This window comes from Methanothermobacter tenebrarum (assembly GCF_003264935.1).
Taxonomy (GTDB): Archaea; Methanobacteriota; Methanobacteria; order Methanobacteriales; family DSM-23052; genus Methanothermobacter_A; species Methanothermobacter_A tenebrarum_A.
Map to the genome: position 1 here is coordinate 72,390 of NZ_QLOE01000005.1, position 15,722 is coordinate 88,111.

A 15,722-nucleotide genomic window follows, 5' to 3' on the forward strand; every position below is an offset into this window, starting at 1 on the left:
GTATGTGGGGGGGTTTATCCGCCTGAGAGGATAACCCTCTTACCCTCCTTTGTATATTCTTCTTTTCTGAATCCTATCTCTTTTTTCGTCCTTTCAATTATCTCACTGAGGGCTTTGAGGGTTTCTTGACGGTGTGCTCCACCCACCACGACCATGAATAGTGTCTCTGTGGCGTGGAATTCGCCTAGGAAGTGTACGAGTGCGATATCTTTAACTTTATGTTTCTTTTTTACCTCTTCTGCTATTTTCTCTAATTCCTCCTGGGCTTTTTGGGGGTTTTCATGGGATATTGTAAGTTTTTCCACTTCTTCCCCCCCTATTTTCCTCATTATACCCTCGAATGTGAATATGGCCCCTGTCTCTTCGATATAGGGGCTCTTTTTCACATGTTCTATGAGTTGGGGTAGTTTGTATTCATATTTGTCTGTTGTGATCTTCACAAGCATCCTCTAGCACCTCACTTAGTTCTTTCCTTGAGAGGTGTTTCAGTCTTTCAACACCTTTTATTTCTTTTATGACTTCTGCAACAGCCCCTGGTACGAGTGATTCCCAGTCGCTGTCGGTGAGCATCCTCTCCCTAACAGTTGTGCCTGAATATTTCTCCCTGGAATATAATGGGGGGGCGGTGACTTGATAGCCGGCCTCTTGGAATAGTCTCTGGACAAGGGGATTTCCACTATAAACTTTATCAAATGGTGGTGTTAGCATTTCAATATGGGCAACCCATACTGCATTACATTCAATATCTTGGACTGGTATAACATAGTAGCGTGAGGCTGGTATACCGTTCTCGCTAAGGGCCTTTGTCACCATCATGATCCTCTCACCTGCTGTGAAGGGGTCCCTGAGGGAATGGCTTAATTGTGCGCTGCCTATACATATTATGAGTTCGTCAACTTCCTCTAGGATCCTCTTTATAACCTCTAGGTGTCCTTGATGGAAGGGTTGCATTCTACCCACGAGTAATCCTCTCATCCCTAACACTCACCCAAATTAGGTCCATATAAGATTATTAAGATCTATGATTCAATATATATGTGGGGGATTAATCAACTTTATCGACTAATAATTACAAGGTGATCTAAGGTGATAATGATAGAAAATCTTTCAAAAACTTACAAGTTAGAGACTGGGGAGAAGTTTAAAGCACTAGATAATATTAGCCTAGAAGTCAAGAAGGGCGAGATCCTTGGGATAATTGGTATGAGTGGAGCGGGTAAAAGCACCCTACTCCGCATACTAAGGGGTGTTGAACCATTCGATCAAGGGACAGTGATACTTGATGATATAAAAGTAACAGCAGATTCCAATCCATACGATTTCACCAAACTTAAAAGGGCCACTGCGATCCACCTCCAAAGGACTTTCGGATTATGGGCAGAGACAACCATAGAGAATGTTCTAAGGAAATTTTATGGTGCAAAGTATGGTGACGAGTCGCTCACAGACTTCAAAAGAGCCTATGACGAATTCGGCGAAGAGGCCATGAAACTCCTCAAGATTGTGGGACTCGACCACAAGGCGGATCATTTCGCCCCAGTACTCAGTGGCGGGGAGAAACAACGTCTCATAATCGCCAGACAACTCGCCAAGAAACCGAAGGTCTTATTATTGGATGAGCCGGCTACAATGTCATGTCCAAAAACTAAACAGGAAATATTAGACGCTATAAAGAAGATTAACAGGGAACTTGGAATCACGGTAGTCCTTGTATCACACTTGCCAGAAGTCCATGAGTACCTAGCAGACAGGCTAATACTCATGGAAGATGGTAAAATAGTGGATGAGGGAGAACCCAAAAGGATCATAAGAAAATTCCTCAAGGATATAGAGCCCCCAGAGGAAATAAAAGTTAGGGAATGGAATGAGCCAATATTAAAAGTTAGAGATCTCCGCAAAAAATTCGTATTAATAAAAGGTGGAACAGTACTCGAAATGGAGAACATAAACTTCAACGTGAATCGAGGGGAAATAGTATCCATCATAGGACCCAGTGGAGCCGGTAAAACAGTACTATTAAGGATGGTCGGTGGATTAGACTATCCAGAAGATGGTAGAGTAGAATTCAAATTAGACAATGAATGGATTGACATGCACGAACCAGGCATGAAAAGGATGCGCATACGTAGAAAAATGGGCTTCATGCACCAAGAATTCGCACTAATACACCACGCAACCATCAGAGACCAGATAGCGGCGCGACTAGGCGTAAAAGGTGAAAAGGTTGTGGATGAGGCCAAGAAAAGGGCTGAAAGGATGGGTATAAGTGACAAAGTCCTTGACGTCCTCTATCAACTAACAGACCTCCCAGAAGAAGAAGCCAAACAAAGACTAGAAAAACTAGGACTATCATCAAAAATCCTAGAGGAACTATTCCCAAAATTCCCAGACAAAGAAGTTAAAAAGTATGCGAAACCAGTCTTCGAAGCACTAGACCTATCATTAGACATCCTAGACAGAAAATCATATGAACTTTCAGGCGGTCAAAAGGTGAGGGCGGCCCTAGCACTTGTAATGGCATCACAGCCGGAGGTTTTAATATTAGATGAACCATTCGGGGATCTAGACCCTATAACACTAAGATTAGTCTCAAATTCCCTTAAGAGGATAAACAGGGAATTCAACACAACAATAATAATGGTAAGCCATCACATCGACTTCATCAAGGAGATAAGTACAAGGGCTGTGATGATAGAAGACGGCAAACTGACAATGGATGGAGAACCCGGAAAATTATGTGAAGAATTTATCGAAAAAAGTAAAGCAGAATATCTGCTAAAGGCACAAACACACATATAAGGGGGGTTTACATTGGAATTTACCGATTTCCCTATAAAAGATTCTTACAGGCTACTAGCACCACGGCCCACAGTTATAATAACAACAGTCAACAAAAAAGGGGAGATAAACGCGGCCCCATTCTCTTTTGTAATGCCAATATCCATGGACCCGCCAATTATAGCATTCGCTTCAATGCCAGAACATCACACTTCCAAGAATGTTGAAGAGACTGGAGAATTTGTGGTAAACCTCACAGGCCTCAACATATTAGAGAAGATGTGGATAACAGGAAAAAACATACCATATGGTGAAAACGAACTTGAGAGGGCAGGGCTAGATTGGATACCGTCAGTTAAAGTTTCGCCTCCACGCATTAAAGAAGCAGCAGCCCACCTAGAATGTGAACTATTAAGGATGAATGAAATAGGAGACCATAACCTCTATACAGGGTCGGTGGTCCATGCAAGCATAAAAGAGGGTTCAATAAAAGAAGGTTTACTCCATGTGGAAGAGGTTAAACCTATACTCCATGTAGGGGGCAACAAGTTCGTAATAGGCGATAGGGTGAAATTCGTCAAATAGGGGTCTAAAATGTTTAAACGTATAATGGTGCCGACCGACGGTTCAGAACAGGCCCAGAAGGCCGAGGATATCGCCATAGAACTTGCAGAAAAACTAGGTGCTAGGGTGGTAGCAGTCCATATCATGGATGAAAAACTCATCTACCCATTTGAAGTCTTGGAAGAAGAAGGAAAAAGCATATTGGCGAAAGTACAAGAAAAGGGGAAAAAAAGGGGCGTCCAGATAGATGAAATCCTAATATACGGAAACCCGATCCATGACATGAAAAAGATCGCTGAAAGAAGCAAAGCCGACCTCATAATAATGGGCCATGGGAAAAGTGGCTTTGAAAAGTTTTTGATGGGGAGTGTGGCGGAGAGCACCCTAAAAAATGTTAAGATACCGGTCCTAATAGTCAAATAGCACAAAATTGAAAGGGTGAAAGTGAAGAGGATTTTACGTCAACTAAAAATATTAAAAGTTTACATATAAGATAATTATATGGTACATATCTTCCTTGTAAGTGAAGATCACAATCTTAAAGAACTTATAAAATTTTGTGGATATGATCCCATCCTAGTATATAGTGAGGAGGATATTCTCAAAGCCGAATCAGAAGCTGGACTTATTATAATTGACACATCAAAACCCACAATAAACAAGATAAAAGCAATCAAACTAGGAAAAAAAGCCAATCTACCCATCATACTAGTCACAGAAATTCTAGATGAGACAACAACACAAGGCCTAAAGGTGGCTGCACGCCTCAAAAGACCAATAAATCCACAGAAACTCATAAAAGTTATAAAAACTAGCCTCTACAAGTATAAAATGAAAAGACTATTTCTAGATAACGAACAGGTATACCAGCAGATGATTAACACAAGCCTAGAGGGCTTCTGCATTTTCGACAATTCTGGGGACATAATATATTGTAACAAGCAACTGGGGAAATTTTTAGAATGTCAAACTAGCGAACTTATAGGAAAGAATATCTTAGAAATTGCACACCCCAATGATAAGGTGATTGCCAAAAGAATACTCGACCTCTGCAGCAAGGGGATGCGGGGAAAACAGGAAATACGCTTCATCAAAAGCAATGGGGAACCACGCTGGTTATTATTTTCTGCAACCCCAATAATAGAAGATTCTGCCTTCAAAGGCGGATTCTGCATGTTAACAGATATAAAAGGACAGAAAATACTCGAAGAAGAACTTATAAAGACCAATAAGTTCCTCACAATCCTAAACAAGGTTAACAATTCCATCATAAAATCCGAGAACATAGAAGAGATGATCCAAAAAATATGCAATATACTCGCCGAACACAGACCATACAAGTATATCGGCGTATTAGACAAAGATTATAAACCAATCCACGAGATAGGGGAAAGACCCGCCAAATTTGAAAACATCCTAGAATTACGTGTAAAGGATAAACTATGGGGTCTGCTCAGCATAAAAGGAGACCTTGAACTTGATGAATTAGCCATCCTCGAGGAGATAGCATCCACACTCTCATTCGCAATAGAAAAAATGCTATCCGAGAAAAGATTAAGAGAAAAAGAATTTAAATATAAGGAACTTTTCGAAAGTGCAGGTGACGCGCTCTTCATCATGGAAAAAAACACCATAATAGATTGTAACAAGAAAGCTCTCGAACTTTTCCAGGCAAAACCTGAGGATATAATAGGTAAACATCCTTGGGAATTATCGACAAAGTACCAGGAAGATGGTGAAAAATCAGAGATCAAAGCCAAAAAGTTAATAGAGGAGACCATCAGAGAAGGTGAAAAACAATTCAGGTGGATTCACAAAAAAAAAGACTGGAGAGCCATTTTATGTCCATGTATCTCTAACCTACCATCCCCACACAGGTGAAATCATAGCAGCCACACGTGACATAACAGGCCAAGTAGAGACAGAAAAGCTTTTAAAGGCAGAGCACCGGAAATTCAAGGATCTTATAGACTCATTACCCGATGCAGTTTTTGCCGTGGATAAAAAAGGACGCATCATAGCATGGAACAAGGAGACAGAGAAGATGACAGGAACCCCAGCAGATGAGATGCTAGGAAGAGACGGCCAAGCCTACAGCATACCATTCCATGGAAAACCCAGACCAGCACTCCTAGATTTACTATTCCATGATATGCCAGAGATCGAAAAACTTTATGAAAATGTTAGACGCGAAGACCATAACATCTACGGGGAAATTTACCTTCCAAACATCTACAATGGACGCGGAGGCCACCTACAACTTAAAGTATCCCCATTATATGATAATAAAGGGGATATTATAGGGGCTATTGAAATCATAAGGGATATAAGCCCCCTCAAAATCACAGAGAAAAAATTAAAAGCAGAACTGATGATCACAAGTACCCTGAGTAGATTATACCCTATTATGGTATCGCCAAAAGCGACAGAAAAGATTATAGCCAATAAAATACTCACAGAACTTCTAAAAATCACAAAAAGCAGTGGAGGGTTCATCACATTCCATGACAAAATCCTCGCATCCAAAGGAAAATATACAAACCCAGAATCCACACCAATCATTATAGGAGACGAACTAATCGGCCGAATCAGCCTAGAAAAGGATGAAGGCTTTAATGAATTCGATATTAAAGTTATTAAGAGGTTTGCTCAATATCTCGGACTTGCACTTCACCGCATAGAATACGAAAAAAGGCTTATAAAACACCAAGCAAGGTTGAAGATACTTAACAAGGTATTGAAGGCATCAAAGACGGATAAAAGATAAAATAGAAAGTTTCCTTAAAAGAATACTTGATATCATAATAGATGATCTAAAATTTGAAAATGGGAGCATCATAGTTAATGGGAAAATAATATACAAGAGAGGATCCATCATACCAGAAAAGAGGATCCCAGAAGATACCACCCTTAAAAGGGAGGGTGAAAAGAGAATCCTCAGGATACCTTTAAGGTTCCAAGGGAGCGCATTTGGTGTGATAGAAGCCTATAGTACCAAGAAAGTGCCTAAAATGGAATTTATCAGATTATTTGCTGATGAGATAAATGAGGCTATTTCGAAGATAATAACCCAGATGAACCTCCAGCAGTCACTCCATGAAAAGGAGGCTCTGCTAAGGGAAGTTCACCATCGCGTGAAAAATAACCTACAAATCATATCAAGTCTATTATCATTGCAAGCAAAATATTGTGGAAGTGAAGAAGTGAAAAATATCCTATCAGACAGCCAAGCAAGGATAAAATCCCTCGCACTAGTACATGAGAAACTCTACAAGACAGAAACCATCACCAATATAAGCTCCAAAGACTACCTAGAAAGTCTTGCCCGAGACCTTATAAACTTCCAAGCCCCAAGGCCAATAAAAATACGCCTAGAAACTGATATAGATGATATACCCCTTGAAATGGACAAGTGCATACCCCTTGGACTCATAACAAACGAACTTATAATGAACTCCATGAAACATGCTTTCCCAGAAAAAGAGGGGATAATAAGCGTGAAATTTAAATGCCGAGAAGATAAATGCAACCTTGAAATATCAGATAATGGTAAGGGCCTCCCGGAAGATTTTGACATTGAAAAGGTATCATCCCTTGGCTTGCAGCTCGTCATAGGCCTTGTAAGACAATTGGATGGAGAATTCAAGATAGAATCAGATGGTGGGACATCATTCACTATGAACTTCCCACTCTAGCCTCCCCTTAGAGTTTCTAAGAGTATGCTCTTTTCAATTCTTGTGATGAAAACTCTCATCTTTAAGAGTTGATCAGGGTTTGTTGATATGCCATCCACGCCCATTCTTATAAGTTTTTCCACAATATTATAATCTGTTGCTGCATACCCGGCTATACACGTTTTTATTCCCTCCCTAGAACATACTCTGATAATATTATCTACGAGTCCAAGAAGAGCTGGATGGGTTAAATCGAATAGTTTCGCAACCCTCACACCCCTCCTGTCCACTGCTAGGGTGCACATGGCAAGATCGCTCATCCCAATGGATACAAAATCAAGACCATAATCTATGAATTCTCTAATTTGTAAGGCGGCTGATGGCGTTTCCACTGATAATCCAACTTCAAGGTCGCGGTGAGGTTTCAAACCACACTCTTCTAATATTCTCTTAGCGGACAAGTATTCGCTCCCATCCCTTACAAAGGGGAACTTGAGGCCGAGGTTGGAATATCCATCATCTATAAGCTCTTTTATCGCCCTGAATTCTGCCTTTAGCACTTCAACGTCCCTAAGATCCTTGTAGATGCCCCTGAAGCCCAATAGTGGGTTTGGTTCTTCTGGTTCCACATCCCCCCCTTGAAGGTTCCTCAACTCATCAGTAGGGATGTCAAATGTCCTAAACCATACAGGTTTAGGATAAAAGGATTCAAGGACGAACTCAAGACCCTTTTTCAGAACATCAGTTAACCTGCCCTCCTCTAGGAGCCTATAAGGGTGTTTACCTGTTTCTATAACCATATGTTCTATTCTAACAGATCCTATACCATCAGCATAATCTGCTATCCTATCCGCGATTGATGGTATGTTCAGGTTCGTCATTAGCGTTGTCGCAGTATCCTCAAGAGGCAGCTCCTCTATAATTTCTTCCCATTCCATCACACCCTCATAAATGTTACCGGTTTTGCCATCAACTGTAACCACCATATCATCCTCTAGGATCTGGGTGGCTTTCTCGGTCCCTACTACACATGGTATTTTCAATTCTCGGAGTGTGATGGCAACATGACTTGTGAGGCCACCATAGTCTGTCACAACCGCGCCTACTCTTTTTAGTTGGGGGAGCATGTCCCTTGATACCCTTGGCGTTACTATGATCTCCCCGCCCTCAATAGACATCATATCCTTGAAGGATTCTATCTTTTTCACTCGTCCGCTTCTAATATAAGGGCTGGCCCCTATACCTTTGATGAGTTCCATATTTTTATCTTTGTAAATTCTGATAAAAAAGAGTATTGTTAATATTCGATGTAGTGGAATCTCTTCTCGATTAGGAAGACTATGAAGAATCCGATGATGGCTATTATAACTGCGAAGATCAAGGAGGGCGTGGATTGTATGATGGACATTTTACTATATGGGAGTCTCAAGGTTCCTATCATTAAGCCCACAAGGAATGCCATTGTCACAGCTTCATGATTTTTGAGAAGATAATCAAGGAACTTGGAAAAGCTTAGGATCCCTATGGCCGCGCCTCCGATGAATGTTATAATATCTGGGATTGAGAACTTGGCAAGGGCTTTGAGCATGTACTCATATTGGTTAAGGAGTAATAACATGAACGCTCCTGAAATCCCTGGTAGTATCATTGCACATATGGCGATAGCCCCTGACATGAATATTATGGGCAGGCTATGGTTTGCTTGGATGGGGTTTAAACCCACGAAGAAAAAGGCGAAAAGGAACCCTATAATAGCCGAGATGAGATTTTTTAATGAAAAACCGTCTATCCTATTGAAGACTAAGTAAGCTGAGGCTAATATGAGCCCCAGGAAGAATGAATAAGTGTATGCCATATAATAGGTTATGAGGAAAGATATAATCCTTGATATTGTTAAAATGGCTGTTCCTATCCCGAGAAGTAGTGGTATGAATAATTCGAAGTCTATTTCTTCTTTAGCCAATTTTATGGAAGATTTGAAGTCGGCTCTGAGGAGGGGTTTTAGGAATCTGAATCTGATTTTACTTATAGCATGGACTAATCTTTCATATATTCCTGTTATAAGTGCCATTGTCCCCCCTGAAACTCCAGGGATCGTATCAGCCGTGCCCATGAGGAAACCCCTTAAGAATATTGCGATGAAACTTGCAATCCTCATATTCCGACCTCTTCACGTTTTATAAGATTACACACTAAATAATAATCTGTGTGGGGGGGTAAACTGCAACGTTTTTACAATAATCCTCCACATGATATATACTTTTATACGATCCTTTCGGCTTCAAGGAACTTTTCACCTGCAATTTTAACCGTCAAAGCGCCAAGGGGTGCTGTGAATATTATTGATAGTACAGCCATGGCTAATATCAATTCTCCATGGGCCACCCCTAAAGATAATGGTATTGCACCTATGGCGGCTTGTACTGTCGCCTTTGGTATATATGCGAATATGCAGAATATCCTTTCTTTTAAATTTAATTGTGTGCCTAAAAGTGATATGTAGACGCCAAGGCTCCTAGCTAAAAGTCCTAGGATGATAATCACGACCCCTATAAAACCGGCCTTTAAAAGAAGGTTGAGGTCGACTTGCGCGCCTACAAGGACAAATAGGAGTATCTCTGCGAATATCCATATTTTATTAAATTTCTTTGACAATTTTAATCCCACTTCAGGCATTTTCTCCAATATTACAAGGCCTATGACCATGACACCTATGAGTGCTGCGATAGGAATGTATGAATTGAGAATGTCCCCCATATTCTTGAAGAGAATTGCTGTCGCGAGGACTATGAGGGTCTTTTCACTATCTCTCATCTTAAATCTTTTGAAAACTTGGATAAGGAAAAAACCTATGGCAGCTCCTCCCAGTATACCTAAAAGTATGGATAAGGGTACTCCCAAAATCTCCTTCACAATATTTATCTCCTTTCCAGTGTAGATTCCAAGGAATATTGAAAATATTGTTATTGAAATCACATCATCTATTGAGGCTCCTGTGAGGATTAAGGTTGGTATGCCCTTAGCTGTTCCCATCCGCCGTTCAATGAATGATAACATTTGGGGGACTATAACTGCAGGTGAGACAGCTGCTATGACAAATCCAAGTATACCAGCTTCTATTAAGGGCAAACCCAGTAGGAGAGAAGCTATTATCATTATGGTAAAGCCTTCAATGCAATCAGGGATGAAGCTCATCTTAACTGCGGCCATGCCAGCTTTTCTAAGACTTTCAATGTTTATACCGAAACCAGCTCTTAACAGGATTATTATGAGGGCTATGATCCTAAGGTCGCCTGAAATGGCTAATATATCCTTTGAGATGAGATTCAAGCCATGGGGGCCTAGTAACATGCCAAGAATGAGTATTCCTAAAAGTCCCGGTAATTTGATTTTTTCGAATATTCTGCCTAAAAGAAGTCCTAGAATGATAATAATAGCTATACTAAATGCAACATACTCCATTTGTAGAATCCCCTCCATGCTCTCTTTTTTGAAAGCAGGAGTCATCAGCTGAAAAAATAGCAGTTAAAGGTGGACTCCATCACCCTTCCTATTGGCATCACATCTTCTATCATAGTATATAAAGTTTATGGATGGCATCCCCCCAATGGGATGGTGGAAAAATTTTGTTGTGTGTGGGAACATTTAAATAGGATTTAGGTTCACCTAATATTCGAGGTTGTGTGATGATCACCCTAAAAAACCTTAAAACAGGAAAAAATGCCATAGTACGTGAGATAACAGGGGGGATCGGCCTAAAAAGGCGGCTAGAATCCCTTAATATAAGGGTTGGGAAGAAGATCCGGAAAGTATCAACTTTACCATTCCGCGGTCCTATAATCATCGAAGTTGACAATTGCAAGATAGCCATAGGCAGGGGCATGGCAGGTAAGATCCTAGTGGAGGTAATAGATGAAAATACTCCTCATGGGAAACCCTAACGTTGGCAAAAGTGTTGTCTTTTCAAGACTAACAGGTGCAAATGTCGTTGCATCAAATTATCCAGGTACAACAGTGGAATACACCAAGGGAACCCTCAAGGTGGATGATGAAAAAATCGAGGTAATAGACGTCCCGGGCACTTATTCTTTAACACCATTTTGTAAGGCCGAAGAAGTTGCAAGGGACATGTTCCTCAAAGAAAACCCAGACCTAATATTAAATGTGCTTGATTCAACAAACCTAGAACGGAATCTTTATCTAACACTCCAGATACTAGAAAAGAGGATGCCCACCATAATCGTTCTTAACATGTGGGATCTTGCAAAAAGAAAAGGAGTCCACCTCAACATTAAAAAACTCCAGGAAAGCCTAGGAGTCCCAGTAATACCAGTGACCGCAGTAAGCGGGGAAGGAATAAAACAACTAGTACACCTAATAAAAAAAATACTAGAAAAAAAAGAAGAACACACCCCAAGTATCCCGGAGATGGGTGATGAGGAAAAATGGAAATTCATAGGCAAACTACTACTAGAAATACAAAAGATAGAACATAGACACCCTACATTACTTGAAAAACTCGAAGACGCATCAGTACATCCCCTACTCGGAGTCCTAATAGGATTAATAGTAGCATACCTCACATTACAGTTTATAATAGGTATCGGAGAATTCCTCACCGGGAAAATCCTAGACCCATTCTTCTACAACTACTACGGCCCATTCATAACAAGGATCGTGGAATCAGCGTTCCCAAAAGGCCCCATACATGACATACTAGTAGGTACGGGCTACAATTACATGGAATCATTCGGGCTTCTGACAACAGGCATATACGTGCCGGTTGCAATCGTATTACCATACGTGTCACTATTTTACCTTGTGTTAGGCTTCCTTGAAGATCTCGGGTATCTGCCAAGGCTCGCAGTACTCACAGATAATATAATGCACAAGCTAGGATTGCACGGAGCCTCCATAATCTCACTCATACTAGGACTTGGATGTAACGTGCCAGGAGTCCTTGCCACAAGAATACTAGAAGATGAAAGGGAAAGATTCATAGCCCTAACACTACTATCAATATCTGTGCCGTGCATGGCCCAGACAGCAGTTATAATAGGACTACTAGGACCCTACGGTATAAAATATATTGCAATGGTATATGGGACGCTACTAACAATCTATATAACCGCTGGGTACATCCTAAACAAGATCATGAAAGGCGAAAGCCCCGAAATATTCCTTGAAATACCACCATACAAAATACCCCACATGGGGACGCTGCTTAAAAAAACATGGACCCGCATAAGAGGATTCCTCATAGAAGCCATACCATTCGTCTTCCTAGGAATCCTACTAGTAAACCTATTATATGTAGCGGGTATAATGCAGATCCTGACAAGCATACTTGCACCCATATTCTCAGGAGTGCTAGGCCTGCCCAAGGAAGCCGCAACTACCCTAATAATAGGATTCTTGAGAAAGGATATTGCCACTGGCCTGCTAGCACCACTACACCTCAGCCCAGAACAGCTAGTAGTGGCAACAACTGTCCTAGCGATCTATTTCCCATGTATTGCAACATTCGTAGTCCTTGCAAAGGAGATAGGGGTCAAGGGCATGATAAAAATAGGAATACTCATGGTGACACTAGCATTTCTTGTGGGTGGCATACAACACCTAATTCTACAAACAATTATATGAAAGATAATATCAAAATATACTATTTGGGGCCGGTGGTCTAGGGGTTAGGATACCTCGCTCACAACGAGGTGGTCGCGAGTTCGAATCTCGCCCGGCCCACTCATACGCTCTTTTCTATCCTGATAAGTAAAGGAACAGCTAGAAGTTGCATTATAACCGAAAAGATGACCAATGCTAACAATGAGATCTCATAGAATATACCCATAAAGAGGCTGCCAAGGAACCATGAAAAGCCGAATAGTAAATTGAAGATTCCATAGGCGGACCCGCGCCTATCGGATGGGATTATCCTTGCTATAGCAGCTCTCATAATAGACTCTTGGGCGCCCATGCCAACACCCCACAATATAACACCAAAAACGGCCGCCAGCACACCACCAAGGAATGCTAAAGGAGCGAATAATGAAGATAATATGACAGATACTATCATAACCTTGAAACCATAATAATCGAAAAATTTCCCAAATAATAATGCTGAAAGAGCATCCACAAGCATCGCAAGGGCGTACAATACAGGTATCATAAAATCCCCAAATAACATCACATTCTTAAAATGGTATCCAATAAGGGGGAAATCAGCATAACCAACACCTATAAGACATACAACACCAAGATACAACCAGAAAACCGACCCGGGAGACCTTAAGGGTTCTGCTCTCCCAACCTCCAATTCATGCGGGCTTGGAAATAGAAAATATGCCACCACTAACGTTAAAATGGCAAAAACCGCAGGCAATCCAAGGAATGTGAAACCTGTCCTATAACCCCCTCTAAAATATAATACAAGAAAGACCATCAAAGGCCCCAATATCGCCCCTACCTGGTCGAGGGCCTCGTGGATGCCAAAACCCCACCCATGACCTACCTGGCTTGTAGCATATGACAACATAACATCCCTAGCTGGTGTCCTGAAACCCTTCCCTATCCTTTCAAGGATTATCAATAGGATTGCTAACTGCCAATTAAAGGCCAATGCAAGCAATGGGACAACCACCAAATTCATAATATAACCTGTGAATGTGATGAGCCAGTAACGACGAGTCTTATCAGCAACATACCCCGAGAAAAGTCGTATAATATAACCTGAAAGTTCCCCCAGGCCACTGGCGAAACCTACCATCGTGGCGCTTGCACCTAGCATTAAAAGGAACGGTCCTGTTATCCCCCTCGCACCCTCATATGTCATGTCAGCAAAGAGACTGACCAATCCTAGGAGTATTATAAATTTACCCGCTCTCTTCATATCTTATTTCTCCATGATTTTACTAGCTAATATTTATATGCTCCTGGAAGCTTTAAAGGGTCTTCTAGGATACTCCAGGTGTCTTGCACGTTCTTAACATCTTCCAGATTGGAGGTTTATGGGGGGGATGGAATATTACTCCTCAAAGGAATTTAAACAGGGGGGATAAAATTTCATAGTATGGGGAGTTCGCAATCTAATGGAGGGGGGCCTGTTTAGAGGAAGTTCATGGTTATTATAAGCTTTTTTTGTGGGTTTTTGATTGCTGGAATGGGGCGTGTTCATATTAGTAGGACAGCTATTATTCCTGAAAGGAATATCCCATCAAAGGTTCCAGCCCCTCCTATACTTGCTATTGGAGCGCCTAGATCTTTTATCCTGTGGAGGTTTAGGATGTCGGCTCCTATCAGGGCCCCCATGGTCCCTGAGATGTATGCGACCACAACCGGATTCTCTCCACCGATGATTAGTGCTGTTATCGCCGCTGTGATTGGGGGTATGAAGGCGGGAATAGCTATCCCAAGCCCTTTTATGGGCCGGGCGAATATTTTACATACTACAGTCACTATTATTATCCCGAGTATAGAATTAGAGAGGAGGTGTGGATTACCTGATAAACGTAGAAGTTCATATGCTACTATTGTGAGGGGTATTATAGCGCCTCCAAGGTTTACTGCGAGTACCGTTTTTTTCATTCCATGGTATGGTATCCTATAATTTATCCCGAAAAATCTTATCTCCCTTATTTCTTCGACTTCGCTTATCCACTCTTTTATGGGGATGTTTATACTACTTCCAATCAATGATAACCAGAATAGGGAGTATGCTAATGGTAGTGGTATTCCAAGGCGTGTGAATGCTATCATCACACTCCCAGCGAAGACTAGGAAAAGGAATGGTAGAAATAATAGTAATAGTATGAAGAGGAATAGTGATTGGCTCCTATGATGGAAACCCTGATATTTGTTCATCGTTTTATTCTCCAATCGCACCAATACTACAAGCTTGAAGATTTTATAATATAAAGGGCCTTGTAGGTGTATTCTAATTCGGATATGCCAAGGTATGATGATCTCCTGAATCCGCCGTCACTGTTTTGTAATGATAATACAAACTTTAAAATATTATCTTTGTTTTTAAATTTAAGGTTTAGTATTTCGCTTATCCTAAAACCTGCATATACTGTTTCTATATATGGTGGATAGGAGATGGGTGTGAAGGACCATAATCCATTATCCTCACAATATTTAAGATAATTTTTTATATCTTTTTTATTGGGTTTGTATTTGTGGGCTTTTAAGATTTCAAGAGCATATTGCGTGTTTATTATATCAGATCCATATTTTCCGAAGCCCCCATCATGGTTTTGTTGTGATATGATCCAATCCACGATATCATCTAATATTATATTATGCATTCTAAGCACTGAATCTATATAATATGTTATCTCGAATTGAGATCTCTGATAAGTTTCCTCTAATCTCTTGATAAATTTTTCAGGTATCTCATAATCTTTATTATATTCTTTGAGTATACTACACCTGTAGAATAATCCTTGGGCAGTGAATGACCCCCTTCTATGGACTTCTTCAACCCATTTAAGGGTCTTTTCGAGATTCTCTGGTTCCTCGCCGAGTAACTGTAAACTCTTAATGGCATAGTATGTATTCTTTGAATCAGGGAGACCCTCATATAAAGTATATCCTCCGTCTTCGTGACTTCTATTCCTTATAAAATCCAAGATTTTATCCTCGAAAGTTGGCACTATGATCCCCCAGTTACAAGGAAAATTCTAATAGTGTACTTATATATAATTATTG

16 protein-coding genes, 1 tRNA gene and 1 riboswitch are annotated in these 15,722 nt (G+C 40.8%); of the genes, 9 read left to right on the forward strand and 8 right to left on the reverse strand.

The window, feature by feature from the left end:
* Window positions 1–14: 14 nt before the first annotated feature.
* Window positions 15–446, reverse strand: coding sequence for a molybdenum cofactor biosynthesis protein MoaE (locus DPC56_RS05215; protein WP_112094017.1), 432 nt, complete (start codon window positions 444–446; stop codon window positions 15–17).
* Window positions 415–975 (reverse strand): nicotinamide-nucleotide adenylyltransferase, encoded by a 561-nt coding sequence (locus DPC56_RS05220; RefSeq protein ID WP_112094018.1) that lies wholly within the window; start codon window positions 973–975, stop codon window positions 415–417. The genes DPC56_RS05215 and DPC56_RS05220 overlap by 32 nt, the downstream gene beginning before the upstream one ends.
* A 111-nt stretch (window positions 976–1,086) precedes the next feature.
* On the opposite strand from DPC56_RS05220, the gene DPC56_RS05225 reads away from it, so the two are divergent.
* The 6 genes from DPC56_RS05225 (at window position 1,087) to DPC56_RS05250 (ending at window position 7,037) form a co-directional block, all read left to right on the forward strand.
* The gene (locus tag DPC56_RS05225; RefSeq protein WP_112094019.1) at window positions 1,087–2,799 is read left to right on the forward strand and encodes an ABC transporter ATP-binding protein; all 1,713 of its coding nucleotides are present in this window, start codon (window positions 1,087–1,089) and stop codon (window positions 2,797–2,799) included.
* Window positions 2,800–2,811: 12 nt separating this feature from the next.
* Window positions 2,812–3,363 (forward strand): flavin reductase family protein, encoded by a 552-nt coding sequence (locus DPC56_RS05230; RefSeq protein WP_112094020.1) that lies wholly within the window; start codon window positions 2,812–2,814, stop codon window positions 3,361–3,363.
* Between the two features lie 9 nt (window positions 3,364–3,372).
* Complete coding sequence (locus DPC56_RS05235; protein ID WP_112094021.1) at window positions 3,373–3,765, forward strand: universal stress protein; 393 nt, start codon at window positions 3,373–3,375, stop codon at window positions 3,763–3,765.
* A 78-nt stretch (window positions 3,766–3,843) separates the two neighbouring features.
* Window positions 3,844–5,223 (forward strand): PAS domain S-box protein, encoded by a 1,380-nt coding sequence (locus DPC56_RS05240; RefSeq protein ID WP_112094022.1) that lies wholly within the window; start codon window positions 3,844–3,846, stop codon window positions 5,221–5,223.
* On the forward strand, window positions 5,132–6,109 hold the full coding sequence (locus DPC56_RS05245) for a PAS domain-containing protein (RefSeq protein ID WP_112094023.1): 978 nt from the start codon (window positions 5,132–5,134) through the stop codon (window positions 6,107–6,109). The genes DPC56_RS05240 and DPC56_RS05245 overlap by 92 nt, the downstream gene beginning before the upstream one ends.
* Window positions 6,110–6,317: 208 nt before the next feature.
* Complete coding sequence (locus DPC56_RS05250; RefSeq protein WP_112094024.1) at window positions 6,318–7,037, forward strand: sensor histidine kinase; 720 nt, start codon at window positions 6,318–6,320, stop codon at window positions 7,035–7,037.
* Here the strand turns inward: DPC56_RS05250 and DPC56_RS05255 are convergent.
* From DPC56_RS05255 to DPC56_RS05265, 3 genes are all read right to left on the reverse strand, one after another.
* On the reverse strand, window positions 7,034–8,275 hold the full coding sequence (locus tag DPC56_RS05255; protein WP_112094025.1) for a putative PEP-binding protein: 1,242 nt from the start codon (window positions 8,273–8,275) through the stop codon (window positions 7,034–7,036). The genes DPC56_RS05250 and DPC56_RS05255 overlap by 4 nt on opposite strands.
* 38 nt (window positions 8,276–8,313) lie before the next feature.
* The gene (locus DPC56_RS05260) at window positions 8,314–9,174 is read right to left on the reverse strand and encodes a DUF368 domain-containing protein (protein WP_394339528.1); all 861 of its coding nucleotides are present in this window, start codon (window positions 9,172–9,174) and stop codon (window positions 8,314–8,316) included.
* A 104-nt stretch (window positions 9,175–9,278) separates the two neighbouring features.
* Window positions 9,279–10,478: a cation:proton antiporter domain-containing protein gene (locus DPC56_RS05265; protein ID WP_112094026.1), complete on the reverse strand. Its 1,200-nt coding sequence runs from the start codon at window positions 10,476–10,478 to the stop codon at window positions 9,279–9,281.
* Window positions 10,479–10,506: 28 nt separating this feature from the next.
* Window positions 10,507–10,571: riboswitch (Fluoride riboswitch) on the reverse strand.
* 131 nt (window positions 10,572–10,702) lie between these two features.
* Here DPC56_RS05265 and DPC56_RS05270 point away from each other — a divergent pair.
* The 3 genes from DPC56_RS05270 to DPC56_RS05280 all read left to right on the forward strand — a co-directional run bounded on the left by DPC56_RS05270 (window position 10,703) and on the right by DPC56_RS05280 (window position 12,758).
* Window positions 10,703–10,957 carry a FeoA family protein gene (locus DPC56_RS05270; RefSeq protein ID WP_112094027.1) on the forward strand — a complete coding sequence of 85 codons (255 nt, stop codon included), beginning with the start codon at window positions 10,703–10,705 and terminating at the stop codon, window positions 10,955–10,957.
* Window positions 10,929–12,659, forward strand: a complete 1,731-nt coding sequence (locus DPC56_RS05275) for a ferrous iron transporter B (protein WP_112094028.1) — start codon at window positions 10,929–10,931, stop codon at window positions 12,657–12,659. Before DPC56_RS05270 ends, DPC56_RS05275 begins: the two co-directional genes overlap by 29 nt.
* Window positions 12,660–12,685: 26 nt before the next feature.
* Window positions 12,686–12,758 (forward strand) — tRNA-Val (locus DPC56_RS05280).
* 1 nt (window position 12,759) lies between these two features.
* Here the strand turns inward: DPC56_RS05280 and DPC56_RS05285 are convergent.
* The 3 genes from DPC56_RS05285 to DPC56_RS05295 form a co-directional block, all read right to left on the reverse strand.
* Entirely contained in the window at window positions 12,760–13,902 is a 1,143-nt protein-coding gene (locus tag DPC56_RS05285) for an MFS transporter (protein ID WP_112094029.1), read from the reverse strand.
* A 281-nt stretch (window positions 13,903–14,183) separates the two neighbouring features.
* Window positions 14,184–14,873, reverse strand: a complete 690-nt coding sequence (locus DPC56_RS05290) for a DUF1614 domain-containing protein (RefSeq protein WP_112094030.1) — start codon at window positions 14,871–14,873, stop codon at window positions 14,184–14,186.
* A 26-nt stretch (window positions 14,874–14,899) separates the two neighbouring features.
* Window positions 14,900–15,667, reverse strand: a complete 768-nt coding sequence (locus DPC56_RS05295) for a prenyltransferase/squalene oxidase repeat-containing protein (protein ID WP_112094031.1) — start codon at window positions 15,665–15,667, stop codon at window positions 14,900–14,902.
* Between the last annotated feature and the right edge of the window lie 55 nt (window positions 15,668–15,722).

Coding starts and splice junctions, on each gene's coding strand:
- DPC56_RS05215 (WP_112094017.1), bottom strand. CDS start 446: ATGCTTGTGAAGATCACAACAGACAAATATGAATACAAACTACCCCAA.
- DPC56_RS05220 (WP_112094018.1), bottom strand. CDS start 975: ATGAGAGGATTACTCGTGGGTAGAATGCAACCCTTCCATCAAGGACAC.
- DPC56_RS05235 (WP_112094021.1), top strand. CDS start 3,373: ATGTTTAAACGTATAATGGTGCCGACCGACGGTTCAGAACAGGCCCAG.
- DPC56_RS05240 (WP_112094022.1), top strand. CDS start 3,844: ATGGTACATATCTTCCTTGTAAGTGAAGATCACAATCTTAAAGAACTT.
- DPC56_RS05255 (WP_112094025.1), bottom strand. CDS start 8,275: ATGGAACTCATCAAAGGTATAGGGGCCAGCCCTTATATTAGAAGCGGA.
- DPC56_RS05260 (WP_394339528.1), bottom strand. CDS start 9,174: ATGAGGATTGCAAGTTTCATCGCAATATTCTTAAGGGGTTTCCTCATG.
- DPC56_RS05265 (WP_112094026.1), bottom strand. CDS start 10,478: ATGGAGTATGTTGCATTTAGTATAGCTATTATTATCATTCTAGGACTT.
- DPC56_RS05270 (WP_112094027.1), top strand. CDS start 10,703: ATGATCACCCTAAAAAACCTTAAAACAGGAAAAAATGCCATAGTACGT.
- DPC56_RS05275 (WP_112094028.1), top strand. CDS start 10,929: ATGAAAATACTCCTCATGGGAAACCCTAACGTTGGCAAAAGTGTTGTC.
- DPC56_RS05285 (WP_112094029.1), bottom strand. CDS start 13,902: ATGAAGAGAGCGGGTAAATTTATAATACTCCTAGGATTGGTCAGTCTC.
- DPC56_RS05290 (WP_112094030.1), bottom strand. CDS start 14,873: ATGAACAAATATCAGGGTTTCCATCATAGGAGCCAATCACTATTCCTC.